General features: G+C 60.1%; 18 protein-coding genes. 6 read left to right on the top strand and 12 right to left on the bottom strand.

Annotated features, from left to right (window positions below; genetic code table 11):
- Nucleotides 1-37: 37 nt before the first annotated feature.
- Nucleotides 38-760: a monofunctional biosynthetic peptidoglycan transglycosylase gene (gene mtgA / locus ACA060_RS27365; protein WP_497314286.1), complete on the bottom strand. Its 723-nt coding sequence runs from the start codon at nt 758-760 to the stop codon at nt 38-40.
- A 74-nt stretch (nt 761-834) separates the two neighbouring features.
- On the opposite strand from mtgA, the gene ACA060_RS27360 reads away from it, so the two are divergent.
- The 4 genes from ACA060_RS27360 (at nt 835) to trmB (ending at nt 3,087) form a co-directional block, all read left to right on the top strand.
- On the top strand, nt 835-1,206 hold the full coding sequence (locus ACA060_RS27360) for a DUF423 domain-containing protein (RefSeq protein ID WP_497314284.1): 372 nt from the start codon (nt 835-837) through the stop codon (nt 1,204-1,206).
- A gap of 90 nt (nt 1,207-1,296) precedes the next feature.
- Nucleotides 1,297-1,497 (top strand): sulfur carrier protein ThiS, encoded by a 201-nt coding sequence (gene thiS / locus ACA060_RS27355; protein ID WP_007897898.1) that lies wholly within the window; start codon nt 1,297-1,299, stop codon nt 1,495-1,497.
- A gap of 60 nt (nt 1,498-1,557) precedes the next feature.
- A complete protein-coding gene (locus ACA060_RS27350) occupies nt 1,558-2,352 on the top strand; it encodes a thiazole synthase (protein ID WP_008068101.1) in 795 nt (264 codons plus the stop codon).
- A gap of 9 nt (nt 2,353-2,361) precedes the next feature.
- Nucleotides 2,362-3,087 (top strand): tRNA (guanosine(46)-N7)-methyltransferase TrmB, encoded by a 726-nt coding sequence (gene trmB, locus ACA060_RS27345; RefSeq protein WP_497314282.1) that lies wholly within the window; start codon nt 2,362-2,364, stop codon nt 3,085-3,087.
- Between the two features lie 132 nt (nt 3,088-3,219).
- Here the strand turns inward: trmB and ACA060_RS27340 are convergent, their stop codons facing one another.
- From ACA060_RS27340 to ACA060_RS27295, 10 genes are all read right to left on the bottom strand, one after another.
- Complete coding sequence (locus tag ACA060_RS27340) at nt 3,220-3,543, bottom strand: DUF3392 domain-containing protein (RefSeq protein ID WP_131061120.1); 324 nt, start codon at nt 3,541-3,543, stop codon at nt 3,220-3,222.
- A 22-nt stretch (nt 3,544-3,565) separates the two neighbouring features.
- On the bottom strand, nt 3,566-4,771 hold the full coding sequence (gene hemW, locus ACA060_RS27335) for a radical SAM family heme chaperone HemW (RefSeq protein WP_497314280.1): 1,206 nt from the start codon (nt 4,769-4,771) through the stop codon (nt 3,566-3,568).
- Nucleotides 4,768-5,364, bottom strand: a complete 597-nt coding sequence (gene rdgB, locus ACA060_RS27330; protein WP_109635601.1) for an RdgB/HAM1 family non-canonical purine NTP pyrophosphatase — start codon at nt 5,362-5,364, stop codon at nt 4,768-4,770. Before rdgB ends, hemW begins: the two co-directional genes overlap by 4 nt.
- Entirely contained in the window at nt 5,361-5,795 is a 435-nt protein-coding gene (locus tag ACA060_RS27325; protein WP_109635600.1) for a DUF4426 domain-containing protein, read from the bottom strand. The genes rdgB and ACA060_RS27325 overlap by 4 nt, the downstream gene beginning before the upstream one ends.
- A gap of 25 nt (nt 5,796-5,820) precedes the next feature.
- The gene (metW, locus tag ACA060_RS27320) at nt 5,821-6,441 is read right to left on the bottom strand and encodes a methionine biosynthesis protein MetW (RefSeq protein WP_010466828.1); all 621 of its coding nucleotides are present in this window, start codon (nt 6,439-6,441) and stop codon (nt 5,821-5,823) included.
- 7 nt (nt 6,442-6,448) lie between these two features.
- On the bottom strand, nt 6,449-7,588 hold the full coding sequence (gene metX / locus ACA060_RS27315) for a homoserine O-succinyltransferase MetX (RefSeq protein ID WP_109635598.1): 1,140 nt from the start codon (nt 7,586-7,588) through the stop codon (nt 6,449-6,451).
- Between the two features lie 181 nt (nt 7,589-7,769).
- Entirely contained in the window at nt 7,770-8,066 is a 297-nt protein-coding gene (locus ACA060_RS27310; RefSeq protein ID WP_008007416.1) for a DUF167 domain-containing protein, read from the bottom strand.
- Complete coding sequence (locus tag ACA060_RS27305; RefSeq protein WP_010466835.1) at nt 8,066-8,653, bottom strand: YggT family protein; 588 nt, start codon at nt 8,651-8,653, stop codon at nt 8,066-8,068. Before ACA060_RS27305 ends, ACA060_RS27310 begins: the two co-directional genes overlap by 1 nt.
- A gap of 24 nt (nt 8,654-8,677) precedes the next feature.
- The gene (gene proC, locus ACA060_RS27300) at nt 8,678-9,496 is read right to left on the bottom strand and encodes a pyrroline-5-carboxylate reductase (RefSeq protein WP_497314276.1); all 819 of its coding nucleotides are present in this window, start codon (nt 9,494-9,496) and stop codon (nt 8,678-8,680) included.
- 35 nt (nt 9,497-9,531) lie between these two features.
- Entirely contained in the window at nt 9,532-10,218 is a 687-nt protein-coding gene (locus tag ACA060_RS27295) for a YggS family pyridoxal phosphate-dependent enzyme (RefSeq protein WP_109635593.1), read from the bottom strand.
- A gap of 56 nt (nt 10,219-10,274) precedes the next feature.
- Between ACA060_RS27295 and ACA060_RS27290 the strand changes: the two genes are divergently transcribed.
- Nucleotides 10,275-11,309, top strand: coding sequence for a type IV pilus twitching motility protein PilT (locus ACA060_RS27290; RefSeq protein WP_497314274.1), 1,035 nt, complete (start codon nt 10,275-10,277; stop codon nt 11,307-11,309).
- Nucleotides 11,310-11,451: 142 nt separating this feature from the next.
- Here ACA060_RS27290 and ACA060_RS27285 read toward each other — a convergent pair whose 3' ends face one another.
- A complete protein-coding gene (locus ACA060_RS27285; RefSeq protein WP_461956131.1) occupies nt 11,452-12,069 on the bottom strand; it encodes a C40 family peptidase in 618 nt (205 codons plus the stop codon).
- A gap of 249 nt (nt 12,070-12,318) precedes the next feature.
- Here ACA060_RS27285 and ACA060_RS27280 point away from each other — a divergent pair, with 249 nt between their 5' ends.
- A complete protein-coding gene (locus ACA060_RS27280) occupies nt 12,319-12,750 on the top strand; it encodes an NINE protein (protein WP_497314272.1) in 432 nt (143 codons plus the stop codon).
- Nucleotides 12,751-12,771 lie beyond the last annotated feature (21 nt).

The raw sequence follows: 12,771 nt of genomic DNA, 5'->3' as shown, positions 1-12,771 counted from the left end.
TCGCGAGCAGGCTCGCTCCCACAGGGGATTTGCAGTGTTATTGGGACCAAGGCGCCCGGCGTGAATCATTGATGCCAACCAGATAGCTATCGCCCCCCAACTGACTCATCTGCTGACGAATCCACCCAGCCCGACGCGCAACATAGTTGGTTGGATGACTTGCACTCCAAACCCGCGGGTTAGGCAGTACTGCCGCCAGCAAGCTCGCCTGCTGCCGGGAAAGAGACTTGGCACCAACGCCAAAGTGATGCCGGGCCGCCGCTTCCGCGCCAAACACCCCGTCATCCCACTCGACGCTGTTCAGGTACACCTCAAGTATCCGCTGCTTGGGCCAGAGCACTTCGATCAGCCCGGTGAACCACGCCTCCAGGCCTTTACGCAGCCAGCTGCGGCCGGACCACAAAAACAGATTCTTCGAGACCTGCTGGCTCAGGGTGCTGGCACCGCGAATCGAACCGCCGAGCTCGTTATGGGCCAAGGCTTTCTGGATCGCCCCAAAGTCAAAACCCCAATGCTCCGGGAATTTCTGATCCTCGCCCGCGATCACTGCGACTTTCAGGTCGTCAGAGATTTCATCCCAGGGTTTCCAGGTGCGTTGCAGGTCGATGGGCTCGCCGTCGAACCAGGATTCGACCTTGCGCTCGACCATCAACGCCGTTCCCGGAGGTGGGACTACCCGAAAAATCAGCACCAGCAATACGCTGCCGCCCGCGAACCAGAGCAGGGCCTTAGTGAATCGTCGCAAAAATATACGCAGCATAGAGATGGCTTGGCCGAACCCGTTGAGCGGGCCATTATACAGACCCTGTTGATCGAGTCTGACTGGAGTTCTTCATGCTGCGTGGCTTTCTGATGCTGGCCGCTTTCTTCGGCTTCACTGGCGTTGCCCTTGGCGCGTTCGCCGCCCACGGCCTGAAAAACCGTCTGACGCCTGAATACCTGGCAATTTTCCACACCGGCGTCACCTACCAATTGGTGCACACCCTGGCCCTGCTGGGCGTGGCATTTCTGGCCACGCAGATTCCTGGGCGCTTGATGACCTGGGCTGGCGCCTCGTTTGCCATCGGCATCCTGCTGTTTTCCGGCAGTCTGTACCTGCTGACACTGACCGGCATCAGCAAGCTCGGGATCGTCACACCCTTCGGCGGCCTGGCATTCCTGGTCGGCTGGTTCTGCCTGGGGCTTGCCGCCTGGCGGTTGAGCTGACCGGGCGGTCCATTTCATGACGAATGGCTTGGGTCGCCAAGACTGATCGGGCTAGAATGCCAGCCCCTAAAAATGATGGCGGCTTCCGGCATGCGCATTCAGTTGAACGGCGAATCCCTTGAACTGCCCGACGGTGAAACCGTTGCGGCCCTGCTGACCCGTCTGGAACTGACCGGACGCCGGGTGGCGGTCGAACTCAATCTGGATATCGTCCCGCGCAGCCAGCATGCGGAAACCACGCTGAACGACGGCGACAGCGTCGAAGTCGTCCACGCCATCGGCGGTGGCTAGTCGCCCGGCCCGCAAGAGCACAGAATTCTGCAAGAACCTCACCCCTACAGAGGATTTCCCATGAGCATCGTTCGTAGCGACAAGCCCTTCGTCCTGGCCGGTCGTACTTACCAGTCGCGTTTGCTGGTAGGCACCGGCAAGTACCGCGACATGGAAGAAACCCGCCTGGCCATCGAAGCCTCGGGTGCCGAGATCGTGACCTTCGCCGTTCGCCGCACCAACCTCGGCCAGAACCCGGGCGAACCGAACCTGCTCGAAGTCCTGTCGCCGGATCGCTACACCTTCCTGCCGAACACCGCCGGTTGCTTCGACGCGACCGAGGCTGTGCGCACCTGCCGCCTGGCCCGTGAGCTGCTCGGTGGCCACAACCTGGTGAAGCTGGAAGTGCTGGCGGACCAGAAAACCCTGTTCCCCAACGTGATCGAAACCCTCAAGGCCGCCGAAGTGCTGGTCAAGGAAGGCTTCGACGTGATGGTCTACACCAGCGATGACCCGATCATTGCCCGTCAACTGGCGGAAATTGGTGTTATTGCAGTGATGCCGCTGGCCGGTCTGATCGGCACGGGCCTGGGGATCTGCAACCCGTACAACCTGCAGATCATCCTCGAAGAAGCCAAGATTCCCGTATTGGTGGATGCCGGTGTCGGTACGGCTTCCGACGCCACCATCGCCATGGAGCTGGGTTGCGAAGCGGTGCTGATGAACTCGGCCATCGCCCACGCCCAGCAGCCGATCATGATGGCTGAAGCCATGAAACACGCCATCGTCGCGGGCCGCCTGGCCTACCTCGCCGGCCGCATGCCGAAAAAACTCTATGCCAGCGCCTCCTCGCCGCTGGATGGTCTGATCAAGTAAGAGCCATTGATGACTGAATCAAACGACACGCCAATCCAGACGGAAGAAGGCGACGAGCGCCAACATCGCCGCATCAAGAGTTTTGTGATGCGCGCCGGGCGCATGACCGAAGGCCAGCAACGTGGTCTGGACCAGGGCACGCCGCTGTTCGTGCTGCCATTGGCCGACGCGCCGGTGGACTTCGACCAGGTATTCGGTCGCTCGGCACCGCGTTCGCTGGAAATCGGTTTCGGCATGGGCCATTCGCTGCTGGAAATGGCCGCAGCCTCGCCGGAACAGGATTTCATTGGCGTGGAAGTGCACCGTCCGGGTGTGGGCGCGCTGCTCAATGGCGTGCTGACTCAGGGCCTGACCAACCTGCGGGTCTACGATTGCGACGCGATCGAAGTGCTCAACCGTTGCATCGCCGACAACAGCCTCGATCGCCTGATGCTGTTTTTCCCGGACCCATGGCACAAGAGCCGTCACCACAAGCGCCGTATCGTTCAGGCGTCCTTCGCTGAACTGGTGCGCAGCAAGTTGAAGGTCGGCGGCATCCTGCACATGGCCACCGACTGGGAGCCGTATGCCGAGTACATGCTGGAAGTGATGAACGTCGCGCCGGGTTATCGCAACCTGGCCGAAGACGGCAAATGCGTCCCGCGCCCGACCGAACGCCCGATCACCAAGTTCGAACGCCGCGGCGAACGTCTTGGGCATGGCGTGTGGGACCTGAAGTTCGAAAAACAGTCCTGAGCCGTATCGCTGTAAAAACTGTGGGAGCGAGCCTGCTCGCGATTGCGGTCTGACAGTCAACGAAGATGTTGAATGTTATGACGCCATCGCGAGCAGGCTCGCTCCCACAGTTGTTTTGGGTGTAGTCAAAGGTCAGCGGCGGTCAGCTACCACGCCGATCAGCACCAGCACCACCAACAACACCGGTGCCAGGCTGTAGTTGTTGAACTGGCTCAGGCCTTTGATGATCCATGGCGTGGCGTAGATCAGCGCCACGCCGCTCCCGATCATGCACACCAGAGCGAGCAACGGCACGCGCAACGCGCCGGCGATGCTGCCCAGGCGTTGGTCGACCCAGCCTTTGATATCGGCGCCAAACAGCACTAGCAGGCAGCCCACCAATGCCAGAGAAATCTCTGACAGGTTGCTGCGGCTCCAGCGAGAGACGGTGGCGAGCAGGTCGAGTATCAAATCCATTCGTTTTCCCCTAAGGCTGAAATCAGCTCAGAAATGTTTGCAGCAAGTCATTGAGAAACAGCTGTCCGCGATCAGTCGCCGCCAGACGTGACGGTTCGACCTGCAACAGGCCGCTTTGTTCGGCTTCCCGGCGGCCTTCGGCGAGGCTTTCCAGGCTCAGCCCGGTGCGTTCCGGGTACAGCCGCGACTCGACGCCCTCAGTCAGGCGCAACGCATTCATCAAAAACTCGAACGGCAGCTCTTCGTTGGTCAGCGCTTTCTCGCCAGCCTTGAAGCTTTTCGCCGGGTTCAGGTAATCCTTCGGCAGGCGCGTCTTCCAGGTGCGCACAATGCGCCCGTCCGGATGGCTGAGCTTGCCATGGGCGCCGGCGCCGATGCCGATGAAGTCGCCGAAGCTCCAGTAATTGAGGTTATGCCGCGCCGGGCGACCGGGTTGCGCATAGGCCGAGACCTCGTATTGCGCGTAACCGTGTTCGGCGAGCAGCGCCTGGCCGGCTTCCTGAATGTCCCACAACGTGTCGTCTTCCGGCAGCGTCGGTGGCTGGTTCCAGAACACCGTGTTCGGCTCCAGCGTCAGCTGATACCAGGACAGATGGGTCGGCTTCAGGGCGATGGCCTGGCGCAGGTCGCTCAACGCATCGTCCAGCGACTGATCCGGCAAGCCGTGCATCAAGTCCAGGTTGAAGTTATCGAACCCAGCCTGACGCGCCATGCCGGCGGCTCGAACCGCTTCGTCGCCGTTGTGAATTCGCCCCAACGCCTTGAGTTTCTCTTCCTGGAAACTCTGAATGCCGATCGACAGGCGATTGATGCCCAGTGCGCGGTAGGCGACGAATTTCTCTTGCTCGAAGGTACCCGGATTGGCTTCCAGGGTGATTTCGATGTCGCTGGCAAACGGGATGCGCTGCTCGACGCCTTTGAGCAAACGGCCCAAGGCTTCGGCGCTGAACAGGCTCGGCGTGCCGCCGCCGAAGAAGATCGAGCTCAGTTCACGGCCGTAAACCGCATGCAGGTCCTGATCGAGGTCGGCCAGCAACGCGTCGACGTACTCCTGCTCCGGCAGCACCGGGCTGGCGGTGTGGGAGTTGAAGTCGCAATAAGGGCATTTGCGCACACACCACGGGATGTGGATGTACAGCGCCAAGGGCGGCAGCACGGGGAGCGCGGTCCGAGGCGATGAGGCGGCACCGCCGAAGATCAGCGGTGATGCGGATGATTCAAGGGTCATAACAGGCCTAGACGCTGGCGCAGCAGATCCATTGCACGGGCGCGGTGGCTGATGAGGTTCTTCTCGCTCGGGCTCAGCTCGGCGCTGGAGCAATCGCGCGACGGCACCCAGAACAGCGGGTCGTAGCCAAACCCGTGTTCACCGCTGGCGGCGTGCAGGATGCGTCCGTGCCACAGGCCTTCGCAGAGGATCGGCAATGGATCGTCGGCGTGACGCACCAGCGCCAGCACACAAACGAACTGCGCGCCGCGCTCGGCTTCCGGCACGTCTTTCATGGCGTCGAGCAGTTTGGCGTTGTTCGCCGCATCGCCTTGGCCATCGGCGTAACGGGCCGAGTAGATGCCCGGCGCACCGCCAAGGAAATCCACTGCCAGCCCGGAATCGTCGGCCAGCGCCGGCAGACCGGAGATGCGCGCGGCATTGCGGGCCTTGAGGATGGCGTTTTCGACGAACGACAGGCCGGTTTCTTCAGGCTCGACGCTGCTGAACTCGCCGATCGAGCGCAGTTGCACCGACGCACCGAGCATGGCCTGGAGTTCCTTGAGTTTGCCGGCGTTGTGGCTGGCCAGTACGAGTTGCGTGAAGTTGATCATTCGCCGGGGAAAAGCTCTTGGTTGAAATTGATGGTGTTGGTTTTGTCGCCACTCTGCACCTTGATCTCGAAGGTGCGGACTTCCTGCTGGTCGACCGGGAACTGGGCGATGTAGTAGATCGCGCCTTGTTCGGTGATCTGTTTGAATTTCAGCGGCACGCTTTGGCTGGTCAGGTCTTTGACCGTACCACTGACTTGAGCGATCAGCGGCTTGCCGTCCTTGATCACCGAAACGTTGATCACGCCTTGATTCTTGCTGCGGGTGAGCTCAGCGGCTTTAGCGATATCGGGTGTCAGGAAGGTGGAGTTGAAGGTGTTGTAATGCACCGTCACATCGCCAAACTTTTCCTGACGATCACCTTTGATGACGTCGGCGGCCATCGCGGTGACGCTCAGGCAGGCAGTAAGTACAAACAGCGCTAGACGACCCATGATCGTTCTCCTTGGAATGTCGTGGTCAAACCGCAATCTTGTGATCCTGCAGCCCTGGGCTGCTGACGCGGTAAATACCGATTTCACCTAATAGATTAGGCCATAGCTTACTGGCCCACCCGTGGCGGTGCTGTTGATCCACGGCAAGCCGATCAATGACCTTCGCTTCACGTTCGCGACAAAGTGCTTCAAAGTCTTCGAAGGTGCAGAAGTGGATGTTCGGCGTGTTGTACCAGGTGTACGGCAGGAACTCGGACACCGGCATCCGGCCCTTGCTCGCCAGGTACCAGCGGCAGCGCCAGTGACCGAAATTCGGGAAGGTGATGATGCACTGGCGGCCGACCCGCAGCATTTCGTCGAGGATTCTGTCCGGGTAATGCACAGCTTGCAGCGCCTGGGTCATGACCACGACGTCGAAGCTGTTGCTGGCGAAGTTGCCCAGGCCCTTATCCAGGTCCTGCTCGATCACGTTGATGCCCTTGGCCACGCATTCGGCGATGTTGTCCGGGTCGTTTTCCAGGCCATAGCCGGTGACTTGCTTGTTATCGCGCAGCCAGGTCAGCAATTCGCCATCGCCGCAACCGAGGTCGAGCACGCGGCTGCCGGCGGGGATCCATTCCTGGATGATTTCCAGATCAGCTCTCATGGCTTTCTCACAACGTAATGCGGTTCATGTAATTGCTGAAGGCCTGCAAGTAGCGCGGGATCGGAATCAGGAAGGCGTCGTGGCCTTGCGGAGCATCGATCTCGAGGTAACAGACGTCTTTCTTCGCCGCCATCAGCGCGTCCACCAGTTCCCGCGAGCGGGCAGGGGAGAAGCGCCAGTCGGTGGTGAACGACATCACGCAGAACTTGGCCTGGGCATGGGCGAAGGTCTTCGCCAGGTCATCGTCGAAGTTAGCTGCCGGGTCGAAGTAGTCCAGCGCCTTGGTCATCAGCAAATAAGTGTTGGCATCGAAACGCCCGGAGAACTCTTCACCCTGATAACGCAGGTAGCTTTCGACCTGGAACTCGACGCTGTGGAAGTCGTAGTTGAGCTTTTCGCTCTTGAGGCCACGGCCGAATTTTTCACCCATCGAGTCATCCGACAGGTAGGTGATGTGCCCGACCATTCGCGCCAGCATCAAGCCGCGCTTGGGGATCACGCCCGCTTCCTGGAACGAGCCGCCGTGGAATTCGGGGTCGGTGAGGATCGCCTGGCGCGCCACTTCGTTGAAGGCGATGTTCTGCGCCGACAGCTTGGGGGCCGAGGCGATAGCCAGGCAATGACGAATGCGATCAGGGTAAGTGATGCTCCACTGCATCGCCTGCATGCCGCCGAGACTGCCGCCAATCACCGCGGCCCATTGGCGGATGCCGAGCAGGTCGGCCAGGCGCGCCTGGCTGTGCACCCAGTCTTCCACGGTCAGCACCGGGAAGTCGGCGCCGAACGGCTTGCCGGTCTCCGGGTTGACGCTGCTCGGGCCGGTGGAGCCGTTGCAGCCGCCGAGGTTGTTCAGGCTGACCACGAAGAATTTGTTGGTGTCGATCGGCTTGCCGGGGCCGATGCAGCTGTCCCACCAACCGGGTTTGCGATCGTCAGGGCTGTGGAAGCCGGCAGCGTGGTGGTGACCGGAAAGGGCGTGGCAGATCAGCACGGCGTTGCTCGCCGTGGCGTTCAGCGTGCCGTAGGTTTCGTAAATGAGGTCATAAGCTGGAAGCGAACGGCCGCAGGCCAAGGCCAGGGGTTCACTGAAGTGCGCCACTTGCGGCGTCACCAGACCAACAGAATCGGCGGGAAAGGCAGTTGGCATCGACCCTGCTCTCGTTGAAATGAGGCGTAAGTCTAAAGACCGCTGGGGTTAGCGGCAAGCAAAGGGCGGGCCTGATTTCATTCGGTTAGTCCGAGGTGCGGCATTCGCGAGCAAGCCCGCTCCCACAGGGGAACGCATTCCAATGTGGGAGCGGGCTTGCTCGCGAAGAACGATGACGCGGTTAACCTGCCGGACGCAGCAGATCGGGCAAATCCGGCAGCTTCTTCGGCGAACAGATCCGCACCCGTTTCTGCCGGTTCAACTCCCCGCTGATCAAACTGACCTGACTCTTGGACACGCCAAACGCCTTGGCCAGGAACGCCATGAGATACGCATTGGCCTTGCCTTCAACCGGTGGTGCCGTCAGGCGGATCTTCAGCCGATCGCCGTGCAGCCCGCAGAAATCATCGCTGCGGGCTGCCGGTTGCAGGTGACACTCCAGAATCAGGTCGTCACCGTCCCAGCGAAAGTAGCTCATCAGATCAGGCCGAGCAGCCCCATCGGCATGAGAGCGAAGTTCGCAAGGCGCGGGATCAGCCAGCTTTGCAGCAACTGGATCACGATGAACGCGAAGATCGGCGAGATATCGAGGCCGCCCAGGTTCGGAATGATCCGACGGAACGGGGCGAGTACCGGTTCAGTAATCTGCGCGACCAGCTCTGCACCCGGATTGTGGCTGCCCGGGGCGACCCAGGACAGAATCACACTGATGATCATCGCCCAGAAAATAATATTCAAAAACAGCGAGAAGAGCGCGATCAGGGCCCACGGCACCAGGAACAGCCAGTCGACCATGAAGCCTTTGAGCAGCAGGATCACCGCAATCAGCAGCATCTGAATGATCAGCGCCAATACCAGTGACGACATGTCCAGCCCGAACATGCTCGGGATGACCCGGCGCAGCGGCTTGAGCAACGGTTGAGTGGCTTTCACGATGAACTGGCAGAGCGGGTTGTAGAAATTCGCCCGAACCAGTTGCAGGATGAAGCGCATCAGTACGATCAGCAGGTACAGGCTGCCCAGGGTTTTGATGATGAAAATGGCAGCGTCATTGAGTCCAAGCATCATTGATTCCTTTGTAAGAGCTGATTAACGGCCAAGTTGCTCAGCCATCTCGGCCGAGCGGTGCGCAGCGGCGCCGAGTGCTTTTTCGACCAGCGCTTCGAAGCCGCCGGCCTGGAACGATTTGATTGCTGCTTCCGTGGTGCCCGCAGGCGAGGTCACGCGACGACGCAATTCAGCCGCGTCGACATCGCTGGCAACCGCCATGTGTGCGGCGCCCAATGCGGTTTGCACCGTCAGTTGGGCGGCGATGTCCGCTGGCAGGCCGAGCTTCACGCCGGCAGCGGTCATGGCTTCGATCAGCAGGAAGAAGTACGCCGGGCCCGAGCCGGAGACGGCGGTGACCGCGTCCAGTTGCTGCTCTTCGTTCAGCCACAGGGCAATGCCGACGGCCGACAACAGTTCTTCAGCTTGCTGGCGTTGTTCAGCATTCACTTCGGCCGTGGCAAACAAACCGCTTACGCCCTGACGCAACAGCGCCGGGGTGTTGGGCATGCAGCGCACGATCGGCTGGGCTCCAAGCCAGTTGTTCATGCTGGCGCAGGTGATGCCGGCCGCAATCGAAACCACCAGTTGATTCGGTTTCAGGCTTGGGCGAATCGCTTCGCACACGGCTTTCATCGCCTGGGGTTTGACCGCCAGCACGACCACGCCCGCGTCTTGAATGGCATCGGCGTTGTCGGCGAAAACTTCAACACCGTGTTCGGCCTGCACCTTGGCGCGGGTTTCAGCGCCCGGATCGCTGGCGCGGATCTGTGCGGCGTCCAGGCCTTTGGCGCGCAGGCCGCCGATCAGGCTGGCAGCCATGTTTCCGGCACCGATAAAGGCAATACGAGTCTTGCTCATGTCAGGTCCTTATAAAGAGAGGCGTCAGCCATTGTTCATGGTTGACCGTAGTCGCGAGCGCCAAACAGGGCCGTTCCGATGCGGACCCAAGTGGCGCCCTGGGCGATGGCCGACTCGAGGTCGTGGCTCATGCCCATGGAAAGTGTGTCGAGCGGCAGGTTCAGGCTGGCTTGCAGGCTTTGCACGGCAGCAAAAGCGGCGTCCTGGGCGGCGCGGTCTTCAGTCGGCTCAGGGATCGCCATCAACCCGCGCAACGTGATGCGCGGCAATTCGCTGATGGCCTTGGCCAGGGCCGGCAGGTCGGCCGGGGTGCAGCCGGATTTGCTGGCTTCACCGCTGACGTTGACCTGGATGCAAATGTTCAAGGGAGGCAGATCGGCCGGACGTTGCTCGGACAGACGTTGTGCGATTTTCAAGCGATCCACGGAATGCACCCAGGCGAAGTGCTCGGCGATAGCGCGAGTCTTGTTCGATTGAATGGGGCCGATGAAGTGCCAGATCAAGGGCAGGTCGGCCAATTCGAGCTGTTTGCCCAGGGCTTCCTGCAAGTAATTCTCGCCAAAATCGCTCACGCCTGCGGCATACGCTTCGCGCACGGCCTCGGCAGGCTTGGTCTTGCTCACCGCCAGCAGTTGAACACTGTGCTCGTCGCGGTGGGCGGCAAGGGCGGCGGCGCGGATGCGCGAACTAACCTGAAGAATGTTGTCTGCTATCGTGGACATCAAGAGGCGCCGGCGGTTTGAAGGTTGGCGGCATTCTACTGGAATTGAGGAGCGCTATGGATATCACTGAGCTGCTGGCCTTCAGCGCTAAACAGGGCGCATCCGACCTGCACCTGTCTGCCGGACTGCCACCGATGATTCGCGTTGACGGCGATGTGCGGCGCATCAACCTGCCGGCCCTGGACCACAAACAGGTGCACGAGCTGATCTACGACATCATGAACGACACCCAGCGGGTGGACTTCGAGAAACACCTGGAAACTGATTTTTCCTTTGAAGTGCCCGGTGTGGCGCGTTTCCGGGTCAATGCCTTCAACCAGAACCGGGGGGCGGGCGCGGTGTTCCGGACCATCCCGTCGAAGGTCCTGAGCATGGACGACCTCGGCATGGGCGAGGTGTTTCGCAAGATCACCGAGGCTCCGCGCGGGCTGGTGCTGGTGACCGGTCCGACCGGTTCCGGCAAGTCCACCACCCTGGCGGCAATGATCGATTACCTGAACAACCATCGCCATCACCACATCCTCACCATCGAAGACCCTATCGAATTCGTCCACGAATCGCGCAAATGCCTGATCAACCAGCGTGAAGTCCATCGCGACACCCGCAGCTTCGCCACGGCCCTGCGCTCGGCGCTGCGGGAAGACCCGGACGTAATTCTGGTGGGGGAGATGCGTGATCTGGAGACCATTCGCCTGGCGCTGACCGCCGCCGAGACTGGCCATTTGGTATTCGGCACGCTGCACACCACGTCGGCGGCCAAGACCATCGACCGGGTGGTGGACGTGTTTCCGGGGGACGAGAAGTCGATGGTGCGTTCGATGCTGTCCGAGTCGTTACTGGCGGTGGTGTCGCAGACCTTGATCAAGAAGATCGGTGGCGGGCGGATTGCGGCGCACGAAATCATGCTCGGCACGTCGGCAATCCGTAACCTGATCCGCGAAGACAAGGTGGCGCAGATGTATTCGTCGATTCAGACCGGGGGCAATCTGGGGATGCAGACGCTGGATATGTGTTTGAAGGACTTGGTGACCAAGGGCTTGATCAGCCGGGAGCATGCGCGGGAGAAGGCGCGGACGCCGGATAATTTCTGAGGGTTGAAAACGCGGACCTGTGGCGAGGGAGCTTGCTCCCGCTGGAGTGCGCAGCGCTCCCGGTTTTTTAGGGCCGCTTCGCAGCCCAGCGGGAGCAAGCTCCCTCGCCACAAAGGCCCGCCTTCAGGAGGGCGTCAGCAGATCAGCGCTGAACCACCTGAAGCGTGTTCTTCTCTTTCGGCAGAACCCGCTTGGCAACCACGTAGTGGCTTTCCCAGTACGGTTTCTTCAGGGTGTCGATGGTCACCGACTTGCCACGACGCGGTGCGTGGATGAAGCGGTCGTTGCCCAGGTAGATGGCAACGTGATTGACCCGACGGCTCTTGATGTTGAAGAAAATCAGGTCGCCCGGCTTCAGATCCTTGCGATCGACTTTCTCGCCATGACCGCTGGCCATGGCATTCGATGTGCGCGGCAGGTCGAACGTGGCGTCGTTGAACGCGTATTTCACCAGGCCGCTGCAATCGAACCCTTTACTTGGGCTGCTGCCGCCCCAACGGTAAGGTGTACCGAGGACGTTGACGGCGCGACTCAGCACGTTGCTGCTTTCCTTGGTCGCCATCGGCGGAACAAGGCTGCTTTTGCTGACCAGCTGTGGAGCACGTTTTTCGGATTTCTTGTTTTTGCTCGAAGGAGCAGAAACATGGGATTTTTGGGTGTAACCATTAACGTTTGGAAGACGTTGCTCACGATTGGTGGCGTGGGCGGCCAGTGGCATCAAAAGGCAAATGGTTAGCCATGTCTTGAAAAATGGACGCATTAGGCAAGGCTCATATAAGTTAGCGCGCAACTTTATAACAGAGTTTTTTGCCCTTCCGAGGCCGTTGGTCGATTCAAGTTGTGGTCAACGGAACCAAATAAGCGGCAAATGGACGCAATTGTCGGACAGAACTCAGGTGGTATAAGGCTTTGACGGAACCCACGTTAACATTTGCCATACGTCGGCAACCTGTAAAAAAGTCACAAAGAATTCAAGAATATTTATCTATCGTGTGAATCGAGGTCCTTCATGAACACCTATCAACAGGCCGGCCCGCAGCACGACACGCACAGCAAAGTGATCGGTTACCTGCTGTGGATTTTTGGTTTTACCGGGGCTCACCGCTTCTATTACGGCAAGCCGGTGACCGGGACGATCTGGTTTTTCACTTTGGGTTTGCTGGGCATTGGCTGGCTGATCGACGTCTTCCTGATCCCGGCGATGGACCGTGAAGCGGACCTGCGTTTTACCCCCGGGCCTATCGAGTACAACGTGGCGTGGATTCTGCTGACGTTTCTCGGGGTATTCGGCGTACACCGGATGTATCAGGGGAAGTGGATCAGCGGATTGCTGTACCTGGTGACGGGCGGGTTGTTCTTTCTGGGGGTTTTGTATGACTTCTGGACGCTGAATGACCAGGTTTCCGTGCGCAACGCTCAGAATCGCGGCACTTTCCAGTAAGCCATCGCTAGCAGGCTAGCT

It is taken from the genome of Pseudomonas sp. LBUM1671 (assembly GCF_059695685.1).
The sequence above is the reverse complement of the archived record's forward strand: the minus strand, read 5'-3'. Positions and strand labels throughout refer to the sequence as shown.

Excerpts from the sequence above, each read along its gene's own strand:
- mtgA (WP_497314286.1), bottom strand. The coding sequence starts at position 760 with ATGCTGCGTATATTTTTGCGACGATTCACTAAGGCCCTGCTCTGGTTC.
- ACA060_RS27360 (WP_497314284.1), top strand. The coding sequence starts at position 835 with ATGCTGCGTGGCTTTCTGATGCTGGCCGCTTTCTTCGGCTTCACTGGC.
- thiS (WP_007897898.1), top strand. The coding sequence starts at position 1,297 with ATGCGCATTCAGTTGAACGGCGAATCCCTTGAACTGCCCGACGGTGAA.
- ACA060_RS27350 (WP_008068101.1), top strand. The coding sequence starts at position 1,558 with ATGAGCATCGTTCGTAGCGACAAGCCCTTCGTCCTGGCCGGTCGTACT.
- trmB (WP_497314282.1), top strand. The coding sequence starts at position 2,362 with ATGACTGAATCAAACGACACGCCAATCCAGACGGAAGAAGGCGACGAG.
- ACA060_RS27340 (WP_131061120.1), bottom strand. The coding sequence starts at position 3,543 with ATGGATTTGATACTCGACCTGCTCGCCACCGTCTCTCGCTGGAGCCGC.
- hemW (WP_497314280.1), bottom strand. The coding sequence starts at position 4,771 with ATGACCCTTGAATCATCCGCATCACCGCTGATCTTCGGCGGTGCCGCC.
- rdgB (WP_109635601.1), bottom strand. The coding sequence starts at position 5,364 with ATGATCAACTTCACGCAACTCGTACTGGCCAGCCACAACGCCGGCAAA.
- ACA060_RS27325 (WP_109635600.1), bottom strand. The coding sequence starts at position 5,795 with ATGGGTCGTCTAGCGCTGTTTGTACTTACTGCCTGCCTGAGCGTCACC.
- metW (WP_010466828.1), bottom strand. The coding sequence starts at position 6,441 with ATGAGAGCTGATCTGGAAATCATCCAGGAATGGATCCCCGCCGGCAGC.
- metX (WP_109635598.1), bottom strand. The coding sequence starts at position 7,588 with ATGCCAACTGCCTTTCCCGCCGATTCTGTTGGTCTGGTGACGCCGCAA.
- ACA060_RS27310 (WP_008007416.1), bottom strand. The coding sequence starts at position 8,066 with ATGAGCTACTTTCGCTGGGACGGTGACGACCTGATTCTGGAGTGTCAC.
- ACA060_RS27305 (WP_010466835.1), bottom strand. The coding sequence starts at position 8,653 with ATGCTTGGACTCAATGACGCTGCCATTTTCATCATCAAAACCCTGGGC.
- proC (WP_497314276.1), bottom strand. The coding sequence starts at position 9,496 with ATGAGCAAGACTCGTATTGCCTTTATCGGTGCCGGAAACATGGCTGCC.
- ACA060_RS27295 (WP_109635593.1), bottom strand. The coding sequence starts at position 10,218 with ATGTCCACGATAGCAGACAACATTCTTCAGGTTAGTTCGCGCATCCGC.
- ACA060_RS27290 (WP_497314274.1), top strand. The coding sequence starts at position 10,275 with ATGGATATCACTGAGCTGCTGGCCTTCAGCGCTAAACAGGGCGCATCC.
- ACA060_RS27285 (WP_461956131.1), bottom strand. The coding sequence starts at position 12,069 with ATGCGTCCATTTTTCAAGACATGGCTAACCATTTGCCTTTTGATGCCA.
- ACA060_RS27280 (WP_497314272.1), top strand. The coding sequence starts at position 12,319 with ATGAACACCTATCAACAGGCCGGCCCGCAGCACGACACGCACAGCAAA.